Source organism: Actinomadura livida, from assembly GCF_014648675.1.
GTDB classification, from domain to species: Bacteria; Actinomycetota; Actinomycetes; order Streptosporangiales; family Streptosporangiaceae; genus Spirillospora; species Spirillospora livida.
The window spans coordinates 104,146-130,717 of record NZ_BMRO01000013.1; the positions used below are offsets into that span (position 1 = coordinate 104,146).

28 protein-coding genes are annotated in these 26,572 nt (G+C 71.8%); 20 read left to right on the top strand and 8 right to left on the bottom strand.

Annotation, left to right across the window (positions count from 1 at the left end):
* Positions 1-78: 78 nt before the first annotated feature.
* A complete protein-coding gene (locus IEZ03_RS28115) occupies positions 79-1,596 on the bottom strand; it encodes an alpha/beta hydrolase (RefSeq protein ID WP_184889417.1) in 1,518 nt (505 codons plus the stop codon).
* Between the two features lie 484 nt (positions 1,597-2,080).
* Here IEZ03_RS28115 and IEZ03_RS28120 point away from each other — a divergent pair, with 484 nt between their 5' ends.
* The 5 genes from IEZ03_RS28120 (at position 2,081) to IEZ03_RS28140 (ending at position 6,212) form a co-directional block, all read left to right on the top strand.
* Complete coding sequence (locus IEZ03_RS28120; RefSeq protein ID WP_308428000.1) at positions 2,081-2,866, top strand: sensor histidine kinase; 786 nt, start codon at positions 2,081-2,083, stop codon at positions 2,864-2,866.
* Positions 2,867-2,882: 16 nt separating this feature from the next.
* A complete protein-coding gene (locus IEZ03_RS28125) occupies positions 2,883-3,563 on the top strand; it encodes a response regulator transcription factor (RefSeq protein ID WP_184889415.1) in 681 nt (226 codons plus the stop codon).
* An 89-nt stretch (positions 3,564-3,652) separates the two neighbouring features.
* Positions 3,653-4,183 carry a PadR family transcriptional regulator gene (locus IEZ03_RS28130; RefSeq protein WP_184889413.1) on the top strand — a complete coding sequence of 177 codons (531 nt, stop codon included), beginning with the start codon at positions 3,653-3,655 and terminating at the stop codon, positions 4,181-4,183.
* Positions 4,180-4,860 carry an ABC transporter ATP-binding protein gene (locus IEZ03_RS28135; RefSeq protein ID WP_184889412.1) on the top strand — a complete coding sequence of 227 codons (681 nt, stop codon included), beginning with the start codon at positions 4,180-4,182 and terminating at the stop codon, positions 4,858-4,860. The genes IEZ03_RS28130 and IEZ03_RS28135 overlap by 4 nt, the downstream gene beginning before the upstream one ends.
* Positions 4,857-6,212 carry an FtsX-like permease family protein gene (locus IEZ03_RS28140; protein WP_184889410.1) on the top strand — a complete coding sequence of 452 codons (1,356 nt, stop codon included), beginning with the start codon at positions 4,857-4,859 and terminating at the stop codon, positions 6,210-6,212. Before IEZ03_RS28135 ends, IEZ03_RS28140 begins: the two co-directional genes overlap by 4 nt.
* Positions 6,213-6,221: 9 nt before the next feature.
* Here the strand turns inward: IEZ03_RS28140 and IEZ03_RS28145 are convergent, their stop codons facing one another.
* The gene (locus IEZ03_RS28145; RefSeq protein ID WP_184889408.1) at positions 6,222-7,100 is read right to left on the bottom strand and encodes an iron-sulfur binding domain-containing protein; all 879 of its coding nucleotides are present in this window, start codon (positions 7,098-7,100) and stop codon (positions 6,222-6,224) included.
* A 69-nt stretch (positions 7,101-7,169) separates the two neighbouring features.
* Here IEZ03_RS28145 and IEZ03_RS28150 point away from each other — a divergent pair, with 69 nt between their 5' ends.
* Positions 7,170-7,769: a hypothetical protein gene (locus IEZ03_RS28150; RefSeq protein ID WP_184889406.1), complete on the top strand. Its 600-nt coding sequence runs from the start codon at positions 7,170-7,172 to the stop codon at positions 7,767-7,769.
* A gap of 106 nt (positions 7,770-7,875) precedes the next feature.
* Here the strand turns inward: IEZ03_RS28150 and disA are convergent, their stop codons facing one another.
* The 4 genes from disA to IEZ03_RS28170 all read right to left on the bottom strand — a co-directional run bounded on the left by disA (position 7,876) and on the right by IEZ03_RS28170 (position 12,605).
* Positions 7,876-8,958: a DNA integrity scanning diadenylate cyclase DisA gene (gene disA, locus IEZ03_RS28155; RefSeq protein ID WP_184889405.1), complete on the bottom strand. Its 1,083-nt coding sequence runs from the start codon at positions 8,956-8,958 to the stop codon at positions 7,876-7,878.
* 113 nt (positions 8,959-9,071) lie between these two features.
* Entirely contained in the window at positions 9,072-10,520 is a 1,449-nt protein-coding gene (gene radA / locus IEZ03_RS28160) for a DNA repair protein RadA (protein ID WP_184889404.1), read from the bottom strand.
* A 191-nt stretch (positions 10,521-10,711) separates the two neighbouring features.
* A complete protein-coding gene (locus tag IEZ03_RS28165) occupies positions 10,712-11,851 on the bottom strand; it encodes an alpha/beta fold hydrolase (RefSeq protein ID WP_184889403.1) in 1,140 nt (379 codons plus the stop codon).
* A 43-nt stretch (positions 11,852-11,894) separates the two neighbouring features.
* Positions 11,895-12,605 (bottom strand): class I SAM-dependent methyltransferase, encoded by a 711-nt coding sequence (locus tag IEZ03_RS28170; protein WP_184889402.1) that lies wholly within the window; start codon positions 12,603-12,605, stop codon positions 11,895-11,897.
* 165 nt (positions 12,606-12,770) lie between these two features.
* Between IEZ03_RS28170 and IEZ03_RS28175 the strand changes: the two genes are divergently transcribed.
* From IEZ03_RS28175 to IEZ03_RS28210, 8 genes are all read left to right on the top strand, one after another.
* Positions 12,771-13,655 carry a sugar phosphate isomerase/epimerase family protein gene (locus IEZ03_RS28175; RefSeq protein ID WP_184889401.1) on the top strand — a complete coding sequence of 295 codons (885 nt, stop codon included), beginning with the start codon at positions 12,771-12,773 and terminating at the stop codon, positions 13,653-13,655.
* A 41-nt stretch (positions 13,656-13,696) separates the two neighbouring features.
* Positions 13,697-14,272 (top strand): TetR/AcrR family transcriptional regulator, encoded by a 576-nt coding sequence (locus IEZ03_RS28180; protein ID WP_184889400.1) that lies wholly within the window; start codon positions 13,697-13,699, stop codon positions 14,270-14,272.
* 70 nt (positions 14,273-14,342) lie between these two features.
* Complete coding sequence (locus tag IEZ03_RS28185; protein ID WP_221480913.1) at positions 14,343-15,074, top strand: ABC transporter ATP-binding protein; 732 nt, start codon at positions 14,343-14,345, stop codon at positions 15,072-15,074.
* Positions 15,071-15,805 carry an ABC transporter permease gene (locus IEZ03_RS28190; RefSeq protein ID WP_184889399.1) on the top strand — a complete coding sequence of 245 codons (735 nt, stop codon included), beginning with the start codon at positions 15,071-15,073 and terminating at the stop codon, positions 15,803-15,805. Before IEZ03_RS28185 ends, IEZ03_RS28190 begins: the two co-directional genes overlap by 4 nt.
* A 214-nt stretch (positions 15,806-16,019) precedes the next feature.
* A complete protein-coding gene (locus IEZ03_RS28195; RefSeq protein WP_221480912.1) occupies positions 16,020-17,207 on the top strand; it encodes an LCP family protein in 1,188 nt (395 codons plus the stop codon).
* A gap of 62 nt (positions 17,208-17,269) precedes the next feature.
* Positions 17,270-18,190: a proline dehydrogenase family protein gene (locus tag IEZ03_RS28200; RefSeq protein ID WP_184889398.1), complete on the top strand. Its 921-nt coding sequence runs from the start codon at positions 17,270-17,272 to the stop codon at positions 18,188-18,190.
* 57 nt (positions 18,191-18,247) lie between these two features.
* The gene (gene proC, locus IEZ03_RS28205) at positions 18,248-19,042 is read left to right on the top strand and encodes a pyrroline-5-carboxylate reductase (protein ID WP_132043361.1); all 795 of its coding nucleotides are present in this window, start codon (positions 18,248-18,250) and stop codon (positions 19,040-19,042) included.
* Between the two features lie 67 nt (positions 19,043-19,109).
* Positions 19,110-19,544, top strand: coding sequence for a hypothetical protein (locus IEZ03_RS28210; RefSeq protein ID WP_184889397.1), 435 nt, complete (start codon positions 19,110-19,112; stop codon positions 19,542-19,544).
* Between the two features lie 2 nt (positions 19,545-19,546).
* Here IEZ03_RS28210 and IEZ03_RS28215 read toward each other — a convergent pair whose 3' ends face one another.
* The gene (locus tag IEZ03_RS28215) at positions 19,547-20,524 is read right to left on the bottom strand and encodes an alpha/beta hydrolase (protein ID WP_229808634.1); all 978 of its coding nucleotides are present in this window, start codon (positions 20,522-20,524) and stop codon (positions 19,547-19,549) included.
* Between the two features lie 155 nt (positions 20,525-20,679).
* Here IEZ03_RS28215 and IEZ03_RS28220 point away from each other — a divergent pair, with 155 nt between their 5' ends.
* The 6 genes from IEZ03_RS28220 to IEZ03_RS28245 all read left to right on the top strand — a co-directional run bounded on the left by IEZ03_RS28220 (position 20,680) and on the right by IEZ03_RS28245 (position 25,830).
* Positions 20,680-21,894 carry an acetoin utilization protein AcuC gene (locus IEZ03_RS28220; protein WP_184889395.1) on the top strand — a complete coding sequence of 405 codons (1,215 nt, stop codon included), beginning with the start codon at positions 20,680-20,682 and terminating at the stop codon, positions 21,892-21,894.
* Entirely contained in the window at positions 21,891-22,769 is an 879-nt protein-coding gene (locus IEZ03_RS28225; protein ID WP_184889394.1) for a phosphatase, read from the top strand. The genes IEZ03_RS28220 and IEZ03_RS28225 overlap by 4 nt, the downstream gene beginning before the upstream one ends.
* A 363-nt stretch (positions 22,770-23,132) precedes the next feature.
* Positions 23,133-23,336: a helix-turn-helix domain-containing protein gene (locus tag IEZ03_RS28230; RefSeq protein WP_131877351.1), complete on the top strand. Its 204-nt coding sequence runs from the start codon at positions 23,133-23,135 to the stop codon at positions 23,334-23,336.
* 394 nt (positions 23,337-23,730) lie between these two features.
* Positions 23,731-23,829, top strand: a complete 99-nt coding sequence (locus tag IEZ03_RS28235; protein WP_018654693.1) for a 30S ribosomal protein bS22 — start codon at positions 23,731-23,733, stop codon at positions 23,827-23,829.
* A gap of 50 nt (positions 23,830-23,879) precedes the next feature.
* A complete protein-coding gene (locus IEZ03_RS28240; RefSeq protein WP_184889393.1) occupies positions 23,880-24,875 on the top strand; it encodes an NAD-dependent epimerase/dehydratase family protein in 996 nt (331 codons plus the stop codon).
* Positions 24,876-24,903: 28 nt separating this feature from the next.
* A complete protein-coding gene (locus tag IEZ03_RS28245; protein ID WP_229808635.1) occupies positions 24,904-25,830 on the top strand; it encodes a lysophospholipid acyltransferase family protein in 927 nt (308 codons plus the stop codon).
* 17 nt (positions 25,831-25,847) lie between these two features.
* Here the strand turns inward: IEZ03_RS28245 and IEZ03_RS28250 are convergent, their stop codons facing one another.
* On the bottom strand, positions 25,848-26,477 hold the full coding sequence (locus tag IEZ03_RS28250) for an LUD domain-containing protein (protein ID WP_184889392.1): 630 nt from the start codon (positions 26,475-26,477) through the stop codon (positions 25,848-25,850).
* Positions 26,478-26,572: the final 95 nt, after the last annotated feature.

Here is a 26,572-nt window from a genome sequence, read left to right on the forward strand (position 1 = left end):
CGACCCCACCACCCCACGCCACCAGCCATTTATCACTCCCCACGTGGCCGCCGGATCGCGGCCTCGGGTGGGGGTTGGTCAGGATTGGCAGGTTGGGTTGGTCGGGGGGAGGGTGCCGGTGGTCAGGTAGGTGTTGACCTTGGTGTCCACGCAGGCGTTGCCGTATTCGCCGTAGATGCCGTGGGCGGTGGTGTTGCGCAGGGTGAGTAGGCGGGAGCCGGTCATTGCCCGGTGCATGGCCTTGCTGCCCTCGTATGTGGTGGCAGGGTCGCCGGTGGCGGACACGATCAGAGCGGGGGTGGGGTTGGCGATGTGCGTGGGACGCTCTCGCGGGAGGTTGGGCCAGAAGGCGCACGGCCAGATGTTGTTCTTGAGGGGGCCGAAGAGGGGGTGGCGGGCTCGGCTGCGCTGGATGTCGTTCCAGTAGGTGTCGGGGTCGCGTGGTGCGGCGCGGTCGCCGCAGGCGATCGCGGCGGTCGGGCTGGCGAGGGAAGAGCCTGCGCTTGTCAGGACGAATCTGAGGAGTCCGTCGAGTTCGGGGCCGGGCTCGGCTGGGCGGCGGTGCGCGGCCTCGTTCAAGGTCTGGACGATGGAGGCGAACCCCGCGCGAGCGGCGGGGCGGTCGTCGCCGGGGCCGATGGAGAGGAGGTAGGGGACCGTTTGGTCGTCCACCTCGTAGGGCCCGATGCGGAGCGGGTGGTTCTCCGCGGCGGTGACGATCGCGTTCACGGTGGCGAGCACTCGGGTGGGGGTGGCGCCGAGGCCGTAGGCGCCGTGACGTTCGGCGGCCCAGGCCGCCCAGCCGCGCAGGGCGCGTTCCGTCTCGTCTTCGGTGCCCTGCAAGGCCCGGGGGCCCCATTTGTCCGGGTCGCCTGCGCTGTCCAGGACGACGCGGTCGGTGCGGCCGGGGAACATCTGGGTGTAGACCGCGCCCAGGTAGGCGCCGTAGGAGTAGCCGAGGAAGGAGATGCGGCGCTCGCCGAGGACGCGGCGCACGAGGTCGATGTCGCGGGCCGTGTCGCGCGTGTTGGCGTACGGGAGCACGTCGGAGTGGCGCTGGGCGCAGCGTTCGGCCAGGTCGCGCTGCACCGCCACCTGGTGATCGAACCGGGTGCGGGTCGGGCCGGCCGAGCGGAGGAACATGCCGCTGGGCCAGCCGCAGTCGAGCGGTGTGCTGCGTCCGACGAAGCGCGGGTCCAGGCCGACGAGGTCGTAACGGGTGGCGACGTCCTTCATGGCCGTGCGCACCTGCAGGGGCATGCCCAGCGTGGGTTCGCCGGGGCCGCCGTTGTTGAGGACCATGGTGCCGATGCGGTGGGCGCGGTCAGTGGCAGGCAGGCGGGACAGCGCGAGCTTGATGGTGCGGCCGCCCGGCCTGGAGTGGTCGAGCGGCACGGTGAGCTCCGCGCACCGTGCGCCCGCCCGGTCGAGATCTTTGCCGGCGCTGTCGTCGGGGCCTTGGGCGCAGGGCTTCCAGTTCAGCCTCTGCGGCGGGACGCCATCGGCTTCGGCGAGGGGCGCGACGGCGGCGGACAGAGCGAGCAGGGCCACGACCGGGGTCAGGCGTCCGCAGGTTCTCGCAGTAATCGATTTCATGAGCGAGGACGCTAATTCGGCCGGACATCCGTCACGATACGGCTGGGGGCACGCGTCCTGGTACAGCCTGCTGTACTGCCCGACCGAGACCCGATAGCGGACAATCATCTCCATGCCGGCGCGCCGGGAGGTGCACATGCGTAATCGGGTAGTTGGTGGCTCGGGTTATTTGTTGGGCGCGTTGGTTACGGCTTTGGTGACGGTGGTCGTGTTGCCGGGGCTGATTGTGCCGTCGGTGGCGCGTGGGTGGGCGGGGTGGCATCTGCGGCGGGCCGGGAGGCTGCTCGGCGTTCCGGTCGGCGGGCGGGGGCGCGGGTGGAGGGATCTCGCCTGGGCGCTCGCGCACGTCGCCGTCGGGTTTCCGCTTGGGCTGGCCGCCCTGATTTGCCTGGGCAACATTCTGGTCGCCGCGGTGGCGTTGTCGTCGTGGTGGGCGTTTCCAGTCGAGGCGCGTCCTACGTTGTTCTCGGTCTTCGATGTTCGAGTGGACGATTGGGCGACTGCGCTGCTCGGGGGAGTCGTGCAGATCGCCGTCCTCGGTGCGGTGGCCTGGTGGGTGCTTCCGGTGCTGGCGCGAGCCCATGCGCGCATGTGCCTGGCGGTGCTCGCGCAGTCGGACAGCGAGCGGCGGCTCACCGAGCGGGTCGACGTCCTGACCAAGAGCCGGGTGGGCGTCGTCGACGCCCATGGTGCCGAGCTCCAGCGCATCGAACGCGATCTGCATGACGGGACGCAGGCGCGACTCGTGTCGATCGCCATGCAGCTGGGCATCGCCCGGGAGTCGCTGGCCGACGACCCGGAGACGGTGGCGACGCTGATCGAGCAGGCGCATGAGACGGCGGAGGAGGCGATGGCCGAGCTCCGGACGGTGCTGCAGACGATCTATCCGCCGATCCTCGCCGACCGCGGGCTCGGCGGGGCGCTGACGGCGCTGGCCGCCCGGTCGAGCGTGCCGGTCCACATCGAGCTCGCCGACGTGGGGACGCTTCCGGCGGCTGCGGAGGCGGTGGCCTACTACGTGATCGCCGAGGCGCTGACGAACGTGACCAAGCACGCGGCCGCGACGCGGGCGTCCCTCCGGGTCGAGCGCGCCGACGACGTGCTGTCCGTCGAGGTCACGGATGACGGCAGGGGCGGCGCGGACGAGGGGCGCGGCACCGGGATCACCGGGATACGCCGGCGGGTCGCCGCCCTGGACGGCAGCGTCCGCCTCGACAGCCCGCCGGGCGGCCCCACCACGCTCGCCGTCCGGATGCCCTGCGCACAGTGATCGTTCGGGAGGTTCGGTGCGGGTCGTGATCGCCGAGGACAACGTCCTGCTGTCCAGCGGCCTGGAGCTGCTGCTGGAGAAGAAGGGCTGCCAGGTCGTGGCGGTCGTCGGCGACGGGGATGCCTTTCTCGACGCCGTCGCCGAGCACAGCCCCGACATCGCCATCGTGGACGTGCGGTTGCCGCCGTCCTTTCGCGACGAGGGCATCCACGCCGCGCTGCGGGCCCGCCGCGAGCATGGGGCGCTGCCGATCCTCGTGCTGTCGCAGTACGTCGAGCGCGAGTACGCCGGCGAGCTCCTCTCCGACGGCCGCGGCGGCATCGGCTACCTCCTCAAGGACCGCATCGGCCGGGTGGCCGAATTCGTCGATGCCCTGCGCCGTGTCGCGTCCGGCGGCACCGCCATGGATCCCGAGGTCGTCGCCCAGCTCCTCACGCACCGGGCCGGCTCCCCGCTGGAGGCCCTCACGCCCCGCGAGCGGGAGTCGCTCGCCCTCATGGCGCAGGGGCACGACAACGCCACCATTGCCGAGCGAATGCGGATCTCCGGCAACGCCGTCCACAAGCACATCGGCAACATCTTCGCCAAGCTCGGCCTGGCACCGGACGACTCCGGCCACCGCCGCGTCCGGGCAGTCCTCGCCTACCTGGACGGCGCACCCCAACCGCCAGGCCCGGGGCCCACAACCTCGCACTGAGCGCACCCACGTCGGCCGTTGCCCGTGGTCAGCGCCACGCCATGGCGAGCTATTCACTCAGTATATGTACTGAGTGTATAGTGCTCGGCATGGCTACTCCGCTGGTGTTGCTTGCCTTGCTTGCCGAGGGGGCCAAGCACGGGTACGAGTTGAAGCGCGAGCATGACGAGCGGCTGCCCGGGGCCAAGCCGCTGCCGTACGGGCAGGTCTACTCGACGCTGCAGCGGCTTGAGCGGGACGGGTTCGTGGCCGTCGCCGGAGTCGTGCAGGAGGGTGGGCCCGAGCGCACGGTCTACGAGCTGACCCCGAAGGGCACCGAGAAGCTGCAGGCGTGGCTCGCCGAGACGGAACCGCCCCTGCCCTACGTCGGGGGCGCCCTGTTCGCCCGGGTGATCATGGCGCTGGTGGCCGGCGGCGACGCGCGTGCCGCTTTGGATCGGCAGCGCGCGGCTCACCTGGAGCGGATGCGGGAGCTGACCCGCGCCAAGACCGCCTCCGACGCGTCCGCCGCCGCGGTGCTGGCCTCGGATTTCGCCCTGTTGCACCTGGACGCCGATCTGCGGTGGATGGAACTGGCCGTGCGCCGCCTGGCCGACCTGACCGAGGAGATGAACCGATGACACCACTGCTGCAAGCGCGTGATGTGAGCGTGTCGTTCGGCCGGACGCGGGCGCTGCGCGGCGCTTCGCTCGCGATCGGCGCCGGGGAGATCGTGGCGATCTCCGGTCCGAGCGGGTCGGGCAAGAGCACGCTTCTGCACTGCCTGGCCGGCATCCTCGTCCCCGATGACGGGGAGATCCGCTACGGCGAGACGCGCCTCGACGAGCTGGACGAGGACTCCCGCACCCGCCTGCGGCGAGAGGTGTTCGGAATCGTCTTCCAGTTCGGCGGGCTGGTGCCGGAGCTGACCGCCGTGGAGAACGTGGCCGTCTCGCTGATGTTCGGCGGGCTCGGCCGTGCGGAGGCGGCCGCGGCCGCGCTGGACTGGCTGGGCCGGCTCGGTGTGGACGACTGCGCGCCGCTGCGTCCCGGCGACCTGTCCGGCGGCCAGGTGCAGCGGGTCGCGATGGCGCGGGCGCTGGCCCACGGCCCGAAGGTCGTCTTCGCGGACGAGCCGACCGGCGCGCTCGACAGCGTCGCCGGGGAAGAGGTCCTCGGCCTGCTGCTCGGGACGGCCAGGGACCACGGCACCACCGTCGTCCTGGTCACCCACGACAACCGGATCGCCGCCTACGCCGACCGCGAGATCGTGGTCCGCGACGGCGCCGTGGCGGCGAGCCCGGTGGTGACCCGATGACCGGCGGCCGGACGCGCGACCTGTTCGCCGTCGCCGGGATGCTCGCCCGCGGCACCTCCCGCGGCGAGCGGCGGCGCCGGCGCCTGCTGGTCTCCGGTGCCGCGCTGGCCACGTTCTTCCTGCTCGGCGCGGCGAACCTGCTGCTGATACGGGGGACGACCCAGACCGAGTGGGCGGGGCTCGTGGCCGAGGAGGGGCTGCGGCCGGGCACCGCGCTGGCGCTGGCGCTGCTCGTCGTCCCGGTGCTGGCGCTGCTGCACCAGGTCGGCCGGGTCGCGCAGGCCGCGCAGGAGCGGCGGCTGGCGGCGCTGCGGCTGGCCGGTGCGACTCCGCGGGACGTCCGGCTGCTCGGCGTGGCCGAGGCACTCCGCGTCGGCACGGTCGGGGCGCTGATCGGGACCGTCGGCTACGTGGCCGGGCAGCAGGCGGCGATGGCCGCCCTCGGGGTGGGTGATACCGGCCGGTATGCGATCCCGCCGTGGCCGGTCCCGGCCGTCATGGCCCTGGTGGTGGCCGCCGCGGCGCTGGTCAGCCTGCGGGTGTCCCGCCACGTCGTCGTCTCGCCGCTGAGTGTCGCGCGGCGTGCGTCCCGTCCTGCGCCGTCCCCGTACACGATCATTCCGCTCGCCCTCGGCCTGCCGATCGTCGTCGCGAGCGCCTTCATCGACGCCGCATGGAACTTGTGGCTGCTCGCGCTCGGCGCCGTCCTCGCGATCGTCGGCATCGCGGCGGGCGCCGCCCGCGTCATCCTCGAATCGGCCCGTCTGGCCGGCCGCTGGGCCCGCACCCCCGAGACGCTCCTGGCGGCGCGCGCACTGGAGGCCGACCCCCGCGCGGGAGGCCGGACCATGGCGGTCGTCGCCCTGGTCGTCTTCTTCGGCACGGCCACCGGTGTCGTCACCTGGGACGTGGTGCGGACCGGAGGCATCTTCGACGATCCGGAGGACCGGTTCTGGCTCGTCAGCCTGGGCCTGACCTATGGGGCGCTGCTGTTCGCCCTGCTCGTGGCGGTCACGGCGCTGGTGGTGCACCGGGCGGAGGCGCTGCTGGAGAGCGGCCGGTCGATGGCGGCGCTGGCCGCGGCCGGAGCCCCGGTGGCGTCGCTGCGCAGGTCGACGCTGCGCCAGACGCTCATCGCGGCGACCCCGGTCTGCGCGATCGGCGCGCTGACCGCGCTGCTCGGCATGGCACCCGGCCTCTTCCTGACACCGGACCTGCCGATGGTCGCCTGGACGGCCGGGCACGCCCTGTTCATGGTCGCGCTGGCGGTCGCGGCCGCGGCGGCGGTGACGGCCCTGTCGAACCGGCTCCTCACCCGGGCCGCCGCTCCGGTGAACCTCCGTGCCGAATGACCGGCGCGGTCAGCCGGGGAGGGCGTAGCGGCCGTCTTCGAGGGGGTCGACCAGGCCGTCCGCGATGAGGGCGTCGAGGGCGCGCTCGCGTTGGACGGCGTCCGGCCAGACGACGTCGAGGGCCGGTTTCCCGACCGGCCCTTCGGCTTCGCGGAGGACGGCGAGGATGCGTCCCCGGCACTGCCGGTCGGTGCCCGCGTACGTCTGGCCGCGGCGCGGCGGCCCGTCGTAGGCGGGACGGCCCGCGAGGCGCCAGGAGCAGTGGTCGAACACCGGGCAGTCGACGCAGCGGGGCGTGCGGGCGGTGCAGACCAGCGCGCCCAGTTCCATGACCGCGACGGCCCAGCGGGCGGCGGTCGGGGGATCGAGGGGGAGGAGGCCCTCCGCCATCCTCACCTCGGCCTTCGTCTGCGATGTCGGTGGGTACTCCTCGCCCGAGACGAGCCGGGCCAGGACGCGCCGGACGTTGGTGTCGAGGACGGCGTGCCGCTGCCCGTACGCGAAGCTGGCGACGGCCGCGGCGGTGTAGGAGCCGATCCCGGGAAGCGCGAGGAGTTCGGCGTGCGAGGAGGGGACCTCGCCGCCGTGCCGCTCGGTAATGGCGCGGGCGCTCTCGTGTAGGCGCAGCGCGCGGCGGGGGTAGCCGAGCCGTCCCCAGGCGCGGACGGCCTCGCCCGATGGTTCGCCCGCGAGCGCGGCCGGCGTGGGCCAGCGCGTCATCCAGGCGTGCCAGACGGGCAGGACGCGGGCCACCGGAGTCTGCTGCAGCATGATCTCGCTGACCAGGACGCCCCACGGGGTCGCGTCCGGTGCCCGCCAGGGGAGATCCCGGGCGTTCGCCCCGTACCAGTCGAGGATCGGGGCGGTGTAGGCGGAGTTCGGTTTCATGGCGCGTCGCCATTGTGGCACGCGGCGGGTCGTCCCCTCTTTCCGGATCGTCGATTGCATACTTAACGTATGGGGGCTGACACAGGGCGTAGTGTCGATCAATACTGGCGGCGTCGTGCGCTCGCCTTGGCCGGAGTCGTCGGAAGCGTCGGGCTGCTGGCCTGGGCTTGCACCGGCGACGGAAACGAGCCGCCGGTCCATAACGCGAACGCAGTTGAGAGCACGAGCCCTCCGCCGCCGCCGACCGCCATGCCGACGGTCACCGTGACCGTGACCGCCAGCCCCGAGCCGAAACCGGTGAAGGACGGCGGCCCGTGCACCGGCAAGGACCTCGTTTTCACCATGTCGGCCCCCCAGGACACCTTCGCGGGCTCCGAGCGGCCCCAGTTCCGCGTCACGGTGGTCAACACGGGGAAAGGCTCCTGCACATTCGACACGGGTTCGCTGAACGTCCGCATTACCTCCGGCTCCGACGACATCTGGTCATCCACCGAATGCCGTCGGGGCGATTCATCGAAGAAGACCCTCAGACGCGGCATCCCCCACGTGGAAACCGTCACCTGGGGCCGCGAGCGCGGCTGCGACGGCGGAGACCCGGCCCGCCCCGGCACATACGTGGCAGACCTCAAAGGAAAAAAGGCGAAGAAGCAGGTCTTCCACCTACGCTGACCTGCGCCTATCCATTTCCAAGCCCCTGATCACGTCCACCGGAGCGATGCAGCGATCGCGCGCAGTGAAGGCGTTCTAGCGACTGACCGCCAAGGGCGATGCGAAGCTACACATAGCGTTCCAAAATTGAGGATTCGGCCAGGCGGGAGAGGCCCTCGCGGACGCTGCGGGCGCGGGATTCGCCGACTCCGCCGACGGCCTGGAGATCGTCTATGCTCGCCGCCAGCAGTTTCTGCAGGCCGCCGAAATGCTCGACGAGCCGCTCGATGACCATGCTCGGCAGGCGCGGGACCTTGGCGAGGAGCCGGAAGCCCTTGGGGCTGACGGGCAGGTCGAGGGCGTCCGGGCCGGCGAAGCCCATCACCTCGGCGACGGTGGACAGGTCGAGCAGCTCGTTGGCCGACAGCGTGTCCAGGTCCGAGAGGATGGCGGCGACGCCGCGGGTGCGGGTGTCGTCGGACGGGTAGTCGCGGACGATCAGCTCGCGGTCGACGTCGACGCCGGAGACGAGCTCGTCGAGCTGGAGGGACAGCAGCCGGCCGTCCGTGCCGAGTTCGACGACGTAGCCCTCGATCTCGTCCGCGATGCGGCGGACCATCTCCAGGCGCTGCACCACGGCGCTGACGTCCCGGACGGTGACGAGGTCCTCGATCTCCAGCGCCGAGAGCGTGCCGGACACCTCGTCCAGGCGCAGCTTGTAGCGCTCGAGCGTGGCGAGGGCCTGGTTGGCCTTCGAGAGGATCGCCGCGGAGTCTTCGAGGACGTACCGGATGCCGTCCAGGTACAGCGCGATGATGTGCATCGACTGGCTGACCGAGATGACCGGGTAGACGGTCTGGCGGGCCACGCGCTCCGCGGTGCGGTGGCGGGTGCCCGACTCCTCGGTGGGGATGGTCGAGTCCGGCACGAGGTGGACGGCGGCGCGGACGATGCGGCTGTGGCTGCCGTCGAGGACGATCGCGCCGTCCATCTTGGCGAGCTCGCGCAGCCGGGTGGCGGAGAACTCGACGTCGAGCTCGAAGCCGCCCGAGCACAGTTCCTCGACCGTCTTGTCGTAGCCGAGCACGATCAGGCCGCCGGTGTGGCCCCGCAGGATCCGCTCCAGTCCGTCGCGGATCTGGGTGCCCGGGGCCACCGCGGCCAACGTGGCGCGGCGTCGTTCGTCATGACCCTTGTCGTGTGATGGCACCTGACCCCCGGAGGTCGCTGGACGGCGTCAGTTTACCGAGGAGGTTCGCGCACCGGTTCCTCCCCAGGTCGCAAGCATGCGTCGCTTGGCGTAATACTCTGGCGTGACCCAGGTTAGGGCGCCGTAAAGGACACCTGCAGCGCCTGCTTCAGGCTGTCGACCTCCATCACCTTCATGCCCTCGTAGCTGGTGAGCTGCGGGTCGGCGCGCTTCAGCGGCGATCCGTCGGCGAGTTCGAGGGAGCCGCGCGGGACCACGGCGTGCTTGAACCCGAGCCGCGCCGCCTCGGCGAGCCGCCGCTGCACCCCGGGGACGACGCGGACCTCCCCGGCGAGGCCCACCTCCCCGAGCGCGATCAGGCTGGTGGACAGGGCCTGCTCGACGGACGCGCCCGCGACGGCCAGCGCGAGCGCGAGGTCGACGGACGTCTCGGTGAGCCGCACGCCGCCGACGGTCGAGACGTACACGTCCTGCTCGTGCATGGAGATCTTGCACCGCTGGGCGAGGACGGCGAGGACCATCGCGACCCGCGAGGTCTCCAGCCCGGACGTGGCGCGCCGCGGCGCCGGCAGGTGCGATTTCGCGACGAGCGACTGCACCTCGGCGACGAGGGGGCGGCGCCCCTCCAGCGTGACGGTCACGCAGGTGCCGGGGACGGCCTCGTCGCGGCGGGTCAGGAACAGCCCGCTCGGGTCGGGCAGCCCGACGATGCCGACCTCGGACAGGTCGAAGCAGCCCAGCTCGTCGGTCGGCCCGTAGCGGTTCTTCACGGCGCGGATCATGCGCAGCCGCGAGTGCCGGTCGCCCTCGAAGTAGAGGACGACGTCGACGAGGTGCTCCAGGAGGCGCGGCCCGGCGATGGCGCCTTCCTTGGTCACGTGGCCGACGAGGACGACGGTGATGCCGCGTTCCTTGGCGACGCGGATGAGGTTGGCGGCGACCTCCCGGACCTGGGTGACGCCGCCGGGCGCGCCGTCCACCTCGGACGTGCCGATCGTCTGGATGGAGTCGACGACGAGCAGCTCCGGCTCCACGGCGTCGATGTGCCCGAGGATGGCGGACAGTTCCGACTCCGCCGCCAGGTACAGCCCGTCGGTGATCGCCCCCACGCGGTCGGCGCGCAGCCGCACCTGCTCCGCCGACTCCTCACCCGTCACGTACAGCACGTGCTTCGTCTCATCGGCGGAGCCCTGTGACTGCGTCGAGCCCTGTGACTGCGTCGAGGCCAGCGCGGCGACCTCCAGCAGCAGCGTCGACTTGCCGATGCCCGGCTCGCCGGCCAGCAGCAGGACGGCGCCGGGGACGATGCCGCCGCCGAGCACCCGGTCGAGTTCGTCCAGGCCGGTGGGCTTCGACTGCGCCGACCGCACGTCCACCTGCCCGATCGGGCGCGCCGGCGCGCTGACCGGCCCGGCCGGCACGACCCGCGCCGGAGTGGCGGACGCGGCCTCGGTGACCGTCCCCCACGTCTGGCACTCGCCGCAGCGCCCGACCCATTTGGACGTCTGCCACCCGCACTCGGCGCACCGGTAGCTCGCCTTCGCGGTCTTAGCCTTAGCCATGCGCGGAAGCGTAGAGCCCCCCTGCGACATCCCGCCCGTGCGGCCTCAGCCACCTCCGCAACCCCGCCACGACCTCAACCCTCGCGATCGCGTCCGAAGGCAGGTTGCGAGCGAAGCGAGAAACCTGATCGCGCAGCGAGCCCCCAGGGCGAGACGGAGCGATGCAGCGATCGCACGCGATGGTGTGGAGGTCAGGCCCCCCGGGGCCTGGCCTCCACACCACCGCCATAGGCAGCAGCACGGGCGATCAGGTCGCCTAGGTGGTCGTTGACGATGCCGGGGCGTTCCATCATCGCCATGTGGCCCGCGGTGGGGACGATCTCCAGGCGGGAGTCGGGGACGCAGCCGGCGATCCGGAGGCTGTGCTCGACGGGGGTGAGGAGGTCGTTCTCGGCTCCGATGACGAGGTTGTCGGCGCCGGCGAGCGAGGCGCAGTCGCTGATCACGTCCGTCGTGATCATGGAGTGCAGGTAGCCGGCGAAGGCGTCCATGCGGGTGTCGGACATCATCTGCTCGGCGAACGCGACCGCGGCGGGGCTCGCGTCCGGGCCGAAGGCGATCTGGTCCTCGACGAGGATGGCGGAGCCGCGGCTCAGGTGGCGGACCTTCTCGACGGCGCCGGAGCCTGCGCCGAGGGCGGCGATGACGCGCGGCATGACGCGGTGGCCGACGCGGGCGAGGAGGGCCGGCATGCCGAGGGTGACCTCGCCGAGGCCGGCGGACGACGTGCAGAGCAGCCCGGTGGCGACGATCTTGCGCCCGACCAGCTCGGGGTTCTCGTCGGCGTAGCGCATGATCGTGATGCCGCCCATGGAGTGGCCGACGAGGACGACCGGCGTCTCCGCGGGGACCGTGGCGTCGATCACGGCGGCGAGGTCGGCGGCCAGCCGGGAGACGGTGTAGCCGTCGCGGGCGCCGCCGTCGGAGCGGCCGTGGCCGCGGTGGTCCCAGAAGACGAGACGGCCGAGGCCGCGCAGGGCCTTGCGCTGGAAGTGCCAGGAGTCCTGGGTGAGGGTCCAGCCGTGGCAGAACACGACGGCCAGGTCGGTGCGGTCCGCGCCGTCGATCTCGGCGTACAGGCGGGTGCCGTCGTCGGCGCGGACGGCGACGGGGCGTCCGCGCAGCGACCCGAACGGCTCGCCCGCGTGCGGGTCGGGACGCAGTTGCAGGCGGCGCATGGCGCGGCGCTGCACGGCGAGCCCGGCACCGGCGCCGGCCGCGCCGGCCGCCGTGACGGCGAGCAGGCCGCCGAGGCCCTTCAGGAGCGCGGCGCGGCCGCTCCGCGGCGGCTCGGCGGGGGCGACGCGGCTCGTCCTGGCGGCACGGCCCATGGTCCGTTCCTCCGTTCCGGCAATGACCGACCAGTCAGTAACTTCAGGGGCAACGCCACCACAAATTAACGGCATAGTCCACCTCAAGGGGCGACTCCCGGCCGTCCTGTTCGAGCAGGCACGCTTCGGCGAAGTCTGGCGGGAACTCGATGCTCAGGACGGCGGCCAGATCGTCCCGGCGCTCGAACGACCACCGGATCGTCAGCGGCTCACGGTTGAAGCCGTGCCGCGTCCAGAAGCGCTCCACGGCCTCCGGGTCGTATTTCGGCAGGCTGCGCCGGAACCAGCGGCCGAACGTGGAGCGCGTGGCGTCGTTGTCGATGATGAAGATCGCGCCGCCGCGACGGACGACCCTGGCGAGCTCGGCGAGGCCCGGTTCGCAGCCCGGCCCGAAGAAGTACGCCCAGCGGGCGTGGGCGACGTCGACCGAGGCGTCCGGGAGCGGCAGCGCCTGCGCCGCGCCCACCCGGACGGTGACGCCCGGCAGGTCGCGGACGCGGCGCGCGGCGGCGGACGCCAGCCCCGCGTGCGGCTCCACGCCGATCACCCGGTTCGCGTCCTCGGCGAAGAACGGCAGGTGGTAGCCGGTTCCGCAGCCGACGTCGAGGACGTCCGCACCCTTCCACGGCCGGATGGCGCGCATCGCCTCGGCGAGGACGCCGTCCGGGTCGACGGCGCGGTTCTCCAGCTCGTAGATTCGGGGGGAGTTCCAGATGTTGGGGCTCGGCACGGCGCCCCGGGCGATCTCGGCCACGGGACCAGAGGGTAGCCACCGCCACCCGCCGGCCGGTCAAGATCACGGAGAGCAATCAGTATCACGCGGGGCGAGGGTTTCATCACCGCCGCGGCCGCATAGGCTTTGCCTTGCGTACATCGCCCCTGCGAACATCACGAAGCGACCATTCCTGGCGAGGAAGCCTTGACTCCGCAGCACAACGGCGTCTATTCACCGGCCCTCCGCGTTCCGGACGCGCCGATCACGCTCTCGACCGCGTCGGTGTACCCGGAGAAGGTGCCGAGCGCGTTCGAGATCGCCGCGCTGCTGGGCTACGACGGCATCGAGGTGATGGTCTCCACGGACGCCTCGTCGCAGGACCTGAACGTCCTGCGCCGACTGTCGGACTACCACCAGATGCCCATCAAGTCGATCCACGCGCCCTGCCTGCTGCTCACGCAGCGGGTCTGGGGGCGCGAGCCCTGGGGCAAGCTCGTCCGCTCCAAGGAGGTCGCGGAGGAACTGGGCGCGGAGGTCGTGGTCGTCCACCCGCCGTTCCGGTGGCAGCGCGACTACGCCAAGGAGTTCGTCGACGGCCTCGCCCGCATGCAGGACGAGACGGACGTCCTGTTCGCCGTGGAGAACATGTTCCCGCTGAAGGCGCGCGGGGCCGAGGCGGGCATGTACCTGCCCGACTGGAACCCCGTCGACCAGGACTTCCCGTACGTCACCCTCGACCTGTCCCACACCGCCGTATCCGGCTCGGACCCCCTCGACATGGCCGGGAGCCTGGGTGACCGTCTGCGTCACATCCACCTGGCCGACGGCGTGGGCATCACCAACAAGGACGAGCACCTCGTGCCCGGCCGCGGGAACCAGCCGTGCGGCGTGATGCTGGAGAACCTCGCCGAGAGCGGTTTCCGCGGGCACATCGTCCTGGAGGTCAACACGCGCCGCGCGTCCAGCCGCGTGGAGCGGATGGAGGACCTCGCCGAGGCACTGGCCTTCGCCCGCCTGCACCTTGCCGCCGCCCCCCACACCTGGGAGGTGACCTCGGCGGGAGAGATCACCCGCCGGGGTGTGCGGTGACCGACGCGGCGCGCCCGCAAGACGGAGCCGTGCAGCGGCGGATGTCCCGGGGACCCGGGCGCCGGCCCGGCCCCACCGAGACCCGCGAGAAGATCCTCGCCGAGGCGCGCGCCCTGTTCGCCGAGAAGGGGTACGACGGCGCCTCGCTGCGCGCCATCGCCCGCGCCGCCGGGGTCGACCCCGCCCTCGTCCACCACTTCTTCGGCAACAAGGAGGGCGTGTTCGTCGAGGCGATGCGCTTCCCGGCCGACCCCGCCGTCGTGCTCCCGCGCATCCTGGGCGCCCCGAGGGAGCGGCTCGGGGAGACGATGGTCCGCGTCTTCCTGGAGATCTGGGGGGACGACGAGCGCCGCGCGCCGCTGCTGGCCATGCTGCGCTCGGCGATGACCAACGAGCGGGCGGCGGCGCTGCTGCGCGAGTTCGTCACGGCCGCCCTGCTCGGACGCGCCAAGGAGGCGACCGACGCGCCTCCGCTGGGCATCCAGGCGGCCGTCGGCCAGATGATCGGCATCATGATCCTGCGCCATGTGGTGCGGATCGAGCCGCTGGCCTCCGCCTCCGAGGACGAGCTGGTCGAGCTGGTCGCCCCGACCCTCCAGCGGTACCTCGTGCCCTGATCCGGGAAGCCTCCTTTCCCCTTGCCCGACGCCCTTGACCGGGCCCTGCGCGTCCGCATAAATTCAACACATGATGAGTTATAGCTCGGCGGTGAGCGTGCGGGACCTGCGGGTCGTCCGCGGAGGCCGCGAGGTCCTGCACGGGATCACCTGCGACGTGCCGCGGGGCTCGGTCGTGGGACTGCTCGGCCCGAGCGGCTGCGGGAAGACCACGCTGATGAGGGCGCTGGTCGGCGTGCAGATCGTCAAGGGCGGCACGGTGACCGTCCTCGGCGAACCCGCCGGGTCGCCCGGCCTGCGGCGCCGCGTCGGGTACGCGACGCAGACGCCCGCCGTGTACGCCGACCTGACCGTCGCCGAGAACCTGCGCTACTTCGGCGCCGTCCTCGGCGCCCCCCGTACCGACGTGGACCGCGTCATCGACGAGGTGGGGCTCGGCACGAGCCGCGACCAGGTCACCGCGACGCTGTCCGGCGGCCAGCTCAGCCGCGCAAACCTCGCCGTCGCGCTGCTGGGCACGCCCGAGGTCCTCGTCCTGGACGAGCCGACCGTGGGCCTCGACCCGGTGCTGCGCCAGGAGCTGTGGGAACTGTTCCGCGGACTCGCCGAACAGGGCCGCACGCTCGTCGTGTCCAGCCACGTCATGGACGAGGCGGGCCGCACCGACCGGCTCCTGCTCATGCGCGAGGGCCGGATCCTCGCCGACGGCACACCGGACGGCCTGCGCTCCCGCACCGGCACGTCCGACCTGGAGCAGGCGTTCCTCCACCTGATCGCCGAGAAGGCCGGGAGCCCGACATGAGCATCGCGATCACCCTCGCCACGATGCGCCGCATCCTGGCGCAGCTCAGGCACGACCACCGCACCCTCGCGCTGCTGATCGGCGTGCCGGCGCTGCTGATGATCCTGCTGCGCTACGTGTTCGACCAGCCGATGGTCTTCGACCGGATCGGGCCGATGCTGCTCGGCCTGTTCCCGTTCACCGTCATGTTCGTCGTGACCAGCGTCGCCACGCTCCGGGAGCGGACGAGCGGCACCCTGGAACGGCTGATGACGATGCCGCTCGGCAGGCTCGACCTCCTGCTCGGCTACGCGCTCGCCTTCGGGGTGATCGCGCTGGTCCAGGTGGGCGTCGTCCTGCTGATCTCGCTGACCTGGCTCGGCCTCGACCTGAGCGGCTCGCTCGGCTCCCTGGTCCTCGTCGCCGTCCTGGACGCGCTGCTCGGCATGTCCCTCGGCCTGTTCGCCAGCGCGTTCGCCCGGACGGAGTTCCAGGCCGTGCAGTTCATGCCCGCCTTCGTCCTGCCGCAGCTCCTGCTCTGCGGACTGATCATCCCGCGCGACGACATGGCCACCTGGCTGCAGGTGATCTCGGACGTCCTGCCGCTCTCCTACGCGGTCGAAGGCATGCAGGAGATCAGCACCCGCACCGACTTCACCCCCACCCTGGCCCTCGACGTAGCGGTAATAGCCGCCTTCACAGTCGTAGCCCTGCTCCTGGGCGCGGTGACCTTGCGCCGCAGAACCGCGTAGTGCGTGCCGCCAGGCCGAAGAAACCGTTGACTTGCGGCGTGTTGTTGTTATCCGGCGCGCCATAACAACAACACGCCGCAAGTCAACGAATCCGGCAGTTTCGGGGACCCTTGGGGGTGGGGGTCGGTTTACATGGGGGGTGGGGGTCGCCTGAATCGGACACCTGGTTCTAAGTGGGCCATCGTGCTCGGATCGGACTGGTAGCTTCGGCGCCATGACCGCGCGAGATCTTCCTGGTACGCCCGTTTCGCCGCCGTCCGGTGAGGCCGCGGGGCCGGGGGCGGGGGCCGATCGACCTCAGCCTCCGCAGGCGCCGGACGGGGTTCCGGGGCCGAAGGGGGAGACCGAGAACGCGTTCTGGGGCGGGTCGGACGGCGACGGGCCGGCCGGGCGCAAGCGCCGGTGGCCGCGGGTCCTGATCGCGATCGGGGTGTTCGCCGCGCTGGTCGTCGCGGGGATCGGCGGTCTGGCGTGGCAGCGGCAGTCGTCCTACAACGGCAACATCGACCGCATCGAAGGCGTCATGCCGGAGAAGGGGTCCGCGCGGCCGGGGCCGAACGTGAAGGGCACCGAGAACTGGCTGCTCGTCGGGTCGGACTCCCGGGAGCAGAACACCACCGGCGCGGGCGGCCGGGGCTGGAAGCCCGGCCAGCAGCGCACCGACACGATCATGCTGCTGCACCTGCCGGCGGACCGGAAGAAGGCGTACGTCGTCTCGTTCCCGCGCGACGCGTGGGTCGAGGTCCCCGGCTACGGCAACCAGAAGATCAACGCGGCGTTCTCCTACGGCGGGCCGACGCTGCTGATCGAGACCGTCGAGAACCTCACCGGCATCCGGATCGACCACTACGGCGCCATCGACTTCGAGGGCTTCAAGTCGATGACGGACGCGCTCGGCGGCGTCACCGTCAACATCAAGCAGACGGTGTACGACCCGGCCCGCAAGAAGCAGTGGGCGGCGGGCAAGCAGAAGCTCAACGGCGAGGACGCGCTGCTGTTCGTCCGGCAGCGGTACAACCTGCCGAACGGCGACTTCGACCGGATCAAGCGGCAGCAGCAGTTCCTCGGCGCCCTCGCCAAGCAGGCCGCGGACCGCGGGACGCTCACCAACCCGCTGAAGCTCGACCGGTTCCTGTCCGCGCTCACCAAGTCGATCAGCGTGGACGAGGGCGTGTCGGCGGGCGACCTCCGCTCGCTCGCGCTGAGCATGCGCAGCGTCCGGGCGTCGGACGTGATGTTCATGACGACCCCGCACAAGGGCACCGGCAGCCGCGCCAGGCAGAGCGTGGTCTTCCTGGACCCGGCCAAGTCGAAGCAGCTGTTCAACGCCGTGAAGACCGCCCACATGGCCGAGTACGTCAGCCAGCACGGCGGCGCCGGCGGCCTGGGCAGCGTGTCGTGATCGCCCGCCCCGGGCGGGCATAACCTTGACGGAGTCGGCAGGTCCACCGAGGGGTTCGCACAGTGCTTCGTCAGGCGTTGCTCGTCGCGTCGCGCAGTGACGGCGTGCGCAGGGTCTTGGAGACCGCGCCGTTCAGCAGCGACATGGTCCGCAGGTTCATCGCGGGAGAGACCATCGAGGACGCGGCACGCGTCACCGGTGAGCTCACCGGCGAAGGGCTGCTCGTCACCCTGGACGTCCTCGGCGAGGACACCCACGGCAAAGGGCGGGCCGAAGAGAACACCCAGCACTACATCGAGCTGCTGGAGCGCATAGGCGCCGCCGGTCTCGGGACGCGTGCCGAGGTGTCGGTGAAGCTGTCCGCCATGGGGCAGACGTTCGACGAGGACCTCGCCCTGAACAACGCGTACCGGATCTGCGACGCCGCGCGTTCCGCCGGTACGACGGTGACTCTCGACATGGAAGAGCACACGACGGTCGACTCGACCCTGAGGATCGTCCACCAACTACGACGCGACTTCCCTGACGTGGGGGTCGTCATCCAGGCGTACCTGCGTCGGGCCGAAGAGCACTGCGCGGAACTCGCCTACGAGGGTTCGCGCGTCCGGCTCTGCAAGGGCGCCTATGCCGCCCCCTCGGCGGTGGCCTTCACCGACAAGGAAGAAGTCGACAAGTCGTTCGTGCGATGCATGAAGGTCCTGATGGCCGGCAGGGGCTACCCGATGCTCGCCACGCACGACCCGCGGCTGATCGAGATCGCGGGCGCCCTGGCCGTGCTGCACGACCGGGACGCGGACTCCTTCGAGTACCAGATGCTCTACGGGATCCGCCCGCAGGAGCAGCGGCGGCTCGCGGCGCAGGGCGCGCAGGTCCGGGTGTACGTCGCGTACGGGCGGGAGTGGTACCCGTACTTCATGCGCCGGCTCGCGGAACGGCCCGCCAACCTCCGGTTCTTCATGCGCTCCCTGGCGGGGCGGGCCTAGACCCCGCCCGCCTATAGGCTGGACCGGTCGTCAGAAACCCCACGTCAAGGTGTATCGATGATCGCGATTCTGGGTGCCGGGAAGATGGGCGAGGCGCTGCTGTCCGGGGTCCTCCGGGCCGGCCGCCGCCCGTCCGAGCTGATGGCCACCGTGCGCCGGGAGGAGCGCGGGGCGCTGCTGCGCGAGCGGTACGGCATCGAGATCGTGCCGAACGCCGAGGCCGCCGCCAGGGCCGAGACGCTGATCCTCGCGGTCAAGCCGCAGGACATGGGCGTCCTGCTGGACGAGGTCGGCCCGAAGGTCCCGCCCGGCCGGCTGGTGATCTCGATGGCGGCGGGCATCACGACCGGGTTCCTCCAGGAGCGGCTGCCGGAGGGCGTGCCGGTCGTCCGCGTCATGTCGAACACGCCCGTCCTCGTGGACGAGGCGATGAGCGTGATCTCGCCCGGGTCGCACGCGGGCGAGGAGCACCTCAAGCTCGCCGAGGAGTTGCTGGCCCCGGTCGGCAAGGTGCTGCGCATCCCCGAGTCGCTCCAGGACGGCGCGACGGCCCTGTCCGGCAGCGGCCCCGCGTACTTCTACTACCTGGTCGAGGCGATGGTGGACGCGGGCATCCTGCTCGGCATGCCCCGCGCCGCCGCCCTGGAGATGGTCATCCAGTCGGCCGTGGGCGCCGCCGTCATGCTCCGCGACTCCGGCGAGCACCCGGTGCTGCTGCGCGAGGCCGTCACGTCCCCCGGCGGGACGACGATCTCGGCGATCCGCGAGCTGGAGCGGCACGGCGTCCGCGCGGCCGTGCTGGAGGCGATCGAGGCCGCCCGCAACCGGGGACGCGAGCTGGCCGGCGGCTGACCGGCCCGGCGGAAAAGTTCATCTTTGAACATTGAGCCGATCCGGGCGTTCGTTCGTGAGTAGGTACATGGGACTCATACTGCGCCTCCTCGTCGCCGCCGGACTCGCCGCCGACGCCTACGTGCACTGGGCCTTCGCGCCCGACATGGCCTTCGTCCAGGGCGGGGCCATCGGGGGAGACGCGCTCTTCCGCGTGCAGGCCGCGGTCGCCGCCGCCGTCGCAGTCCTGGTCCTCGTCCGCGCGGCCCGCTGGACGTACGCGCTGGCCTTCGTCGTCGCGGCCAGCGCGGTCGGCGCGCTCGTCCTCTACTACTACGCCGACCTGGGCGCGCTCGGCCCGCTGCCCGACATGCACGAGCCCGTCTGGTACGCCGAGAAGACGGTCAGCCTCGTCGGGGAGGGCGTCGCCGCGCTCGCCGCCCTGGCCGGCTTCTTCGTCGCCGGCCGCAAGGGGGGCGCGAGCGACGAGGTTCCCGCCGCCGAGCCCGCCGGCCGCGTCTGAGCTCAGGCGGCTTCGGAGCGTTCCGGGACGGCGGGTGCCGTCACGGAGCGGATGAAGCGGGCCGTGTCGCGCATGGCGGCGGCCGCCTCCGGGAGCACGCGGTTCAGAATTTGGAAGACGTGCATCTGGCCCTTCCAGACCTGGAGCTCGCAGTCCGCGCCCGCACTGGTCAGGGCCTCCGCGAGGGCCTCGGCCTCGGGGCGCAGCACCTCGTCGCCGCCGACCTGGATGAAGACGGGCGGGACGTCCGTCCACGCGCAGGTGAGCAGGGCCAGCCGCGGGTCGTCGAATCCGGCCGGCCCCACCACCAGGCGCGCGACCCGCTGCGCCGAGACGGCGCTGATGTACGGGTCGCGGGCGCCGCGCTGCGCGCGGAGGGAGAGTTCGCAGGTCAGGTCGACCCAGGGAGAGAAGAGCACAAGCCCGGCCGGGCTCGGCAGCCCCTGCCGGCAGATCTCGCCCGCGAGCGCCGTCGCGAGGTGCCCGCCGGCCGAGTCGCCCGCGAGGACGATGCCCGACGCGGGCACGCCGCGCGCCAGGAGCCAGCGGTAGGCGGCGACGGCGTCCTCCAGCGGCGCGGGGAACGGGTGCTCGGGCGCGAGGCGGTACCGCGGGGCCAGGACGGGCAGCCCGGTGTCGAGGGCGAGCCGCGACGTGATCGGCCGGTGCGTGCGCGGCGAGCAGACCACGTAGCCGCCGCCGTGCAGGTAGAGAACCGCGCCTTCGGAGGTTCCCTCGGCGTCGCGGGAGACGACCCACTCGCCGGTGACGGGGCGCTCGTCCCGGCCGGTCTCCAGCTGCGGGTCGTTCAGCGGCAGCACGCGCACGCGTGAGCCGGGCCGTATCAGCAGCGACGCCGCGTCCACGGTCGAGCGCGCGGTGCGGATGCCGCCGGGATGGCCGGGGATGCGGTGCAGGATCGGGCGTACGCCCAGGCGGAGCACGTTGCTGATCGCGCGGCTGCGGACGCTCTGATCCATCTGCGTTCCATCCGTAAGTAAATACTGTCTTATCGGTATGCCCATTTCCGGTCTGTAATTCACGTCACAGGTTCGTCGCGGGCGCGCCCGCCCCGTCGGCCTCCGTGCCGGCGGCTGTGAGCCAGGCCACGTGACCGAGGCGATACCGTGAGGTCATGAGCAGTGCCGCGCCCTCCCCGTCCTCGGCTCCCGAGAACTGCGGGCTCGAGGTCTTCTGGGACGAACGGCTCGTCTCCTACGACTTCGGCCCCGGACACCCGATGAACCCCGTGCGCGTCGAGCTGACGATGGCCCTCGCGCGGGAGCTCGGCGTCCTGGACCGTCCCAACGTGCGCGTCTCGGCGTTCGAGGCCGCGGACGACAAGCTGCTGCGGCTCGTCCACGAGGAGCAGTACATCGCGGCGGTGAAGCACGCGGGCGCCACCGGTCTCCCCGAGGTCCGGTACGGGATCGGAACCGCCGACAACCCGGTGTTCATCGGTATGCACGACGCGTCGGCGCTGGTCGCGGGCGCCTCCGTCGCGGCGGCCGAGGCGGTGTGGACGGGACGCGCCGAGCACGCCGTGAACATCTCCGGCGGCCTGCACCACGCGCTGAGCGGCGCCGCCAGCGGGTTCTGCGTCTACAACGACCCGGCCATCGCGATCGCGTGGCTGCTGGAGAGCGGCGCCGAGCGCGTCGCCTACGTCGACATCGACGTCCACCACGGCGACGGCGTCCAGGCCGCCTTCTACGACGACCCGCGCGTCCTGACGATCAGCATCCACGAGACGCCGCGGACGCTGTTCCCCGGCACCGGCTTCCCGGACGAGACGGGCGCCGACGGGACGTCCGTCAACATCTCGCTGCCCCCCGGCACCGGCGACCGGCCCTGGCTGCGCGCGTTCGACGCGATCATCCCGCCGCTGCTGCGCCGCTTCCGCCCGGACGTCCTCGTGACCCAGCACGGCGCCGACGGCCACGCGCTCGACCCCCTGGCGCACCTCACGCTCAGCGTGGACGGCCAGCGCACCGCCTACAACCTGCTGCACAGGCTCGCGCACGAGACCGCGGGCGGCCGGTGGATCGCCACCGGGGGCGGCGGCTACGAGCTGGTCCAGGTCGTGCCGCGGGCCTGGACGCACCTGCTGGCCGAGGCCGCGGGCGGCCCGATCCCGCCGGACACGCCGACGCCGGAGGACTGGCGCGCGTTCGCCCGGGACCGTACGGAGGAGATCGCCCCGCGCCGGATGACGGACGGGACGGACGTGGTGGAGGTCAGCACGTGGGCGAGCGGCATCGACCCGGCGAGCCCGGTCGACCAGGCGGTGCTGGCGACCCGCCGGGCGGTCTTCCCCGAGCACGGCCTCGACCCGATGACGGACGTATGACCGCCGCCGGGACCCCGCCGGCCGCCGGGCCGAAGCCGGCGCCGACGCGGGACGAGCTGCGCGCCCACCTCGTCCGGACGATGATCGCCGGCGGGGTGGCGACGCCGCGCCAGAACAACCTGCTGCACTACCGGCGGATGGCCGCGGGCCACCCGTACTACCAGTTCGGCCTGGAGCTGAAGCCGTCGTGGACGGAGCAGTCCGTGCTGGAGATGATGGTCGAGCGCTGCGGCGTGGACCCCGACCCCCGGCACATCTACGGCGACGACACCATCGATCCCGAGATCACGCTCGACACGCTGGAGGCGATGGGCGAGCGCATCGGCGCCGCGGCGCGCCGCCGGGAGAACGTGGTGCTCGCGACGGGCCACCCGGCGACGCTGACGCCCCTGTACCAGGCGGTCGCGCGGGCGCTGGCGGACGCCGGCTGCCGCGTGCTGACGCCCGCGGCGGGCTGGACCTACGAGGTCGAGGTCGGCTACGGCGGCCTCGACCTGCGCCGCCTCGTCTACGCCGAGCCGGGCGTGGCGATGCTGGAGGGCGACGACCACCGGACGCACCACACCCACGATCCGCACCCGATGGAGGCCATGCTCCGGGAGCTGGCCGATAGCGCTTCTGAGGGATCTCCGGAAGCTAAACCTGATTTTTGGCCGGATCTGGCCATCGCCGATCACGGCTGGGCGGGAGCCGCCGGCCAGGCGGGCATCGACACCGTGGGGTTCGCGGACTGTAACGACCCGGCGCTGTTCGCCGGGGCCGCCGAAGGCAAGATCGACGTGGTCGTGCCGCTCGACGACGGCATCGCTCCGCCCCACTACGCGCCGCTGACCGCGTACATCCTTGATCACGCGGGCCTCCACCCGGCCTCCTGACCCACCCGGCGCGCGGCGGTCACCGGCTGTCACCGCGTCCCATGACCGCTGCGGTTGTCACTGCGTGTGACGAGACGGCCGTACCGGGACGGATGGGCTTGCGCGACGCCACCGTGAGCGGCGGAACCGCAGGTCAGGGCGGGGTTTCGGTTGACAACCGTTCGCCGTGCCACGCAATGTGCCGTCATGTCCACGCTCCGTGTGGAATCAGCACTGTGTCCCTGGGGTCAGGTCGGGAGACGGAATTGTGCGGAACTCCCCTCTTGCGACTGCCGATACGCGATTTACGCTGGAGGAAGTACACGTGCGTGATCAAAGTCACCCAAAGGGCCGGTGCGCGGCACGTGTGGAAGAGGGCGTCCGATGACCTCAGGCGAGCGACCTCTGAGCGAGGTCAGGTTCCTGACCGTGGCCGAAGTGGCCTCGGTGATGCGGGTGTCCAAGATGACCGTCTACCGCCTCGTCCACTCCGGCGAGCTGCCCGCGATCCGCGTGGGCCGTTCGTTCCGGGTTCCCGAGCAGGCCGTTCACGACTACCTGCGCGACGCGTACATCGAAGCCGGATAACGGGTAAGGGCGGGGCATGAGCCACGACCCCGCCGGATACTCCGCACCCGGCCGTGCAGGGGGCATCGGGACGAGCCCCAGGGCCTGTCCCGAAGCTGGGGATAAAGGACGAGGACCGGAAGGCCGGTCCGGACACCGAGCCGGACGGGCGACGGCCACCCCGCGGGTGGCCGCGGAACACGCCCGCCCGCGAACGAGCGTGCCCGGTGCCGCGCAGCGCGCGGCGCCGGGTTGTGCTCGCCCAGGGGCGCACCGCGCCGGGGTGCGGGGCGCGGCGTGATCTCCCCCGGTCCAGCGGTACCCTTGGGCGGCGGACCCTGCGCGCGTATCGAGAGATGCTCGCCGCCGGCACGACCGCCTCCTGCACAACACCCGACATACCGAGCGAGGTCTCGTGGGCTCTGTCATCAAGAAGCGCCGCAAGCGGATGGCGAAGAAGAAGCACCGCAAGCTGCTGAAGAAGACGCGCATCCAGCGTCGCAACAAGAAGTAGTCGTCACGCCGGCAGATCAGCCGTAAGGGGTGGGGCGCACAGTGTCCTCGATGCCCGCCGCCGCGGCCCGTGTCGTCCTCGTCACGGGCGTGTCCCGTTTCCTGGGGGCGCGGGTCGCGAACACCCTGCAAGCCGACCCGGGCATCGAACGGGTCATCGGCGTGGACACCGTGCCGCCGGAGATGTCGCTCGGCCGCACCGAGTTCGTCCGCGTCGACATCCGCACGCCGAGCATCGCGAACATCATCGCCTCGGCCGGTGTCGACACGGTGGTCCACCTCAACCTGGTGACCTCCTCGTCCGTTCCGCGGGCGAAGGTGAAGGAACTCAACATCATCGGCACGATGCAGCTGCTCGCGGCGTGCCAGCGGTCGCCCGACATGCGCAAGCTCGTCGTGCGGTCCTCGGCCGCCGTGTACGGCTCGTCGCCGATGGACCCCGCCGTGTTCACCGAGCAGGACGAGCCGGTCGAGGCGCCCACGTCCGGGTACGCCAAGGACGCGGTGGAGGTCGAGGGCTACGTCCGGGGGCTGATGCGGCGCCGGTCCGACCTCACGGTGTCGGTGCTGCGGTTCGCGAACTTCCTCGGCCCCGGCGTCGACTCGCCGCTCTCCCGGTACCTGCACCTGCCGGTCGTCCCCACGGTGCTGGGCTTCGACCCGCGGCTGCAGTTCGTGCACGAGGACGACGGCGTCGAGGTCCTGCGCCGGACGACCGTCGAGGACCACCCGGGCTGCTTCAACGTCGCGGGCGACGGCGTCCTGCTGCTGTCGCAGGCGCTGCGCCGCGCCGGGCGCCCCTACGTGCCCGTCCCGTCGCCGGCGCACTCGGTCTTCGGGGACGTGGGACGGCGTTTCGCGGGCCTGACCGGCTTCTCGCCGGAGCTGCTGCGCTGGCTGACCTACGGCCGGGTGATCGACACCACCGCTCTGGAGAACGAGCTGTCGTGGCGTCCGAAGTACAGCTCCGAGGCCGCCTTCGCCGATTTCGCCGGCGCGCACGGCTTCGGCCACGGCCGCATGACCTCGCTGCTCGGACGGCGGTGAACGATCCGACGTGCGTGAAGGAGAGGCCATGATGATGAACGCCCACCGCGAGGACGACGAGGGCGCGCAGGTCATCCACCTCGCCTCGGCCAGGGACGACGACCCGTCCGGCCATGCCGAGCGCGGTCCTCTCGAACGCGGCATCGCGTCCGGGCTGGCGTTCCTGCGGCGGCGCCTGTCCGGCGAGTACGAGGTGGACGAGTTCGGCTTCGACCCCGAGTTCAACGACACGGTGCTGCTGCCGCTGGCCCGCGCCCTGTACGAGCACTGGTTCCGCGTCGAACTCGTCGGCCTGGACAACATCCCGGAGGGCGGCGCACTCCTGGTCGCCAACCACTCCGGGACGATCCCTCTCGACGCGCTCATGCTGTCGGTCGGCGTCCACGACCATGCCGGGCGGCACGTCCGCCTGCTCGGGGCCGACCTCGTCTACCAGATCCCGGTCCTCGGGCACCTGTCCCGCAAGGCCGGGCACACCCTGGCCTGCAAGGCCGACGCGGCCCGCCTGCTCTCCAAGGGCGAGCTCGTGGGCGTGTTCCCCGAGGGGTACAAGGGCGTCGGCAAGCCGTTCGCCGAGCGGTACAAGCTGCAGCGCTTCGGCCGCGGCGGTTTCGTCGGCACCGCGCTGCGGGCGGGCGTCCCGATCGTCCCGTGCGCGATCGTCGGCGCGGAGGAGATCTACCCCAAGATCGCCGAGGTGCGCCCGCTGGCCCGGCTGCTCGGCCTGCCGTACTTCCCGGTCACCCCGACGTTCCCGCTGCTGGGCCCCGCCGGGCTCCTGCCGCTGCCGTCCAAGTGGATGATCCAGTTCGGGGAGCCGATGACCCTGGACGAGTACGACGCCGACTCGGCCGACGACCCGATGACGGTCTTCAACATCACCGACCACGTCCGCGAGAACGTCCAGCAGATGCTCTTCGACACCCTCCTCCGCCGGGGCCCCGCCTTCCTCTGACAGCCGGCACCGCCGGTTCAGAATCCGATCGCCTCGCGGAGCAGCAGGACGGTGCCGCGCCCAGGCCGCGGTTCGGCGTTGAGGACGAGGATCCGGTTGACGGCGCTGGGCCACCCGTGGGCCAACTGGGTCCGGGCGGTCTCCAGCGGAAGGCAGTGGTCTTCGACCCGGCGCAGCGCGGTGTCCAGGTCGGGCACCACCTTCTGCGCGCCGACGACCCAGATGGCGCGGGCGGCGCCGCCGGCGCAGCCGGGCAGCTGGCTTCCGCTTCCGGAGGCGATCACGAGGGAGCCGGTCTCGGTGACCGCGTGGACGCTGCCCACGATGACGTCCGGTGCGGAGGCCAGCCGCCGGATGTCGTCCGCCTGGGTGGTGCGGTCCATGGCCAGGACGCGGGGCCTGATGGCCTGGTACCGCCCGCCGGCGTTGATGTCCTCCTCGATCCCCGACAGGCGGAGGGTTTCGCTGGCCCCGGTGAATACGCCGGCGCCGTCCGGTATCAGATCCTTGATGCGGGTACGCGCGGTGGCGGCGTCGTCGAGGATCTCCACGGTGAACCCGTGGGCGCTCAGCGCGGCGGCCGCGCGTTCCAAGCGCCGCGCAGGCGCGGGCTCGGTGAACGGCGTGGCCGGCATGGAGGTGGTCATGATGCCTCTGATCTCCCTGTCCGCTGGATGACGTGTTCGTGTCATCGGTTCGACAGGACTGCCCGCCGGAATGTCAGGCGGCGCACCGGCCTCAC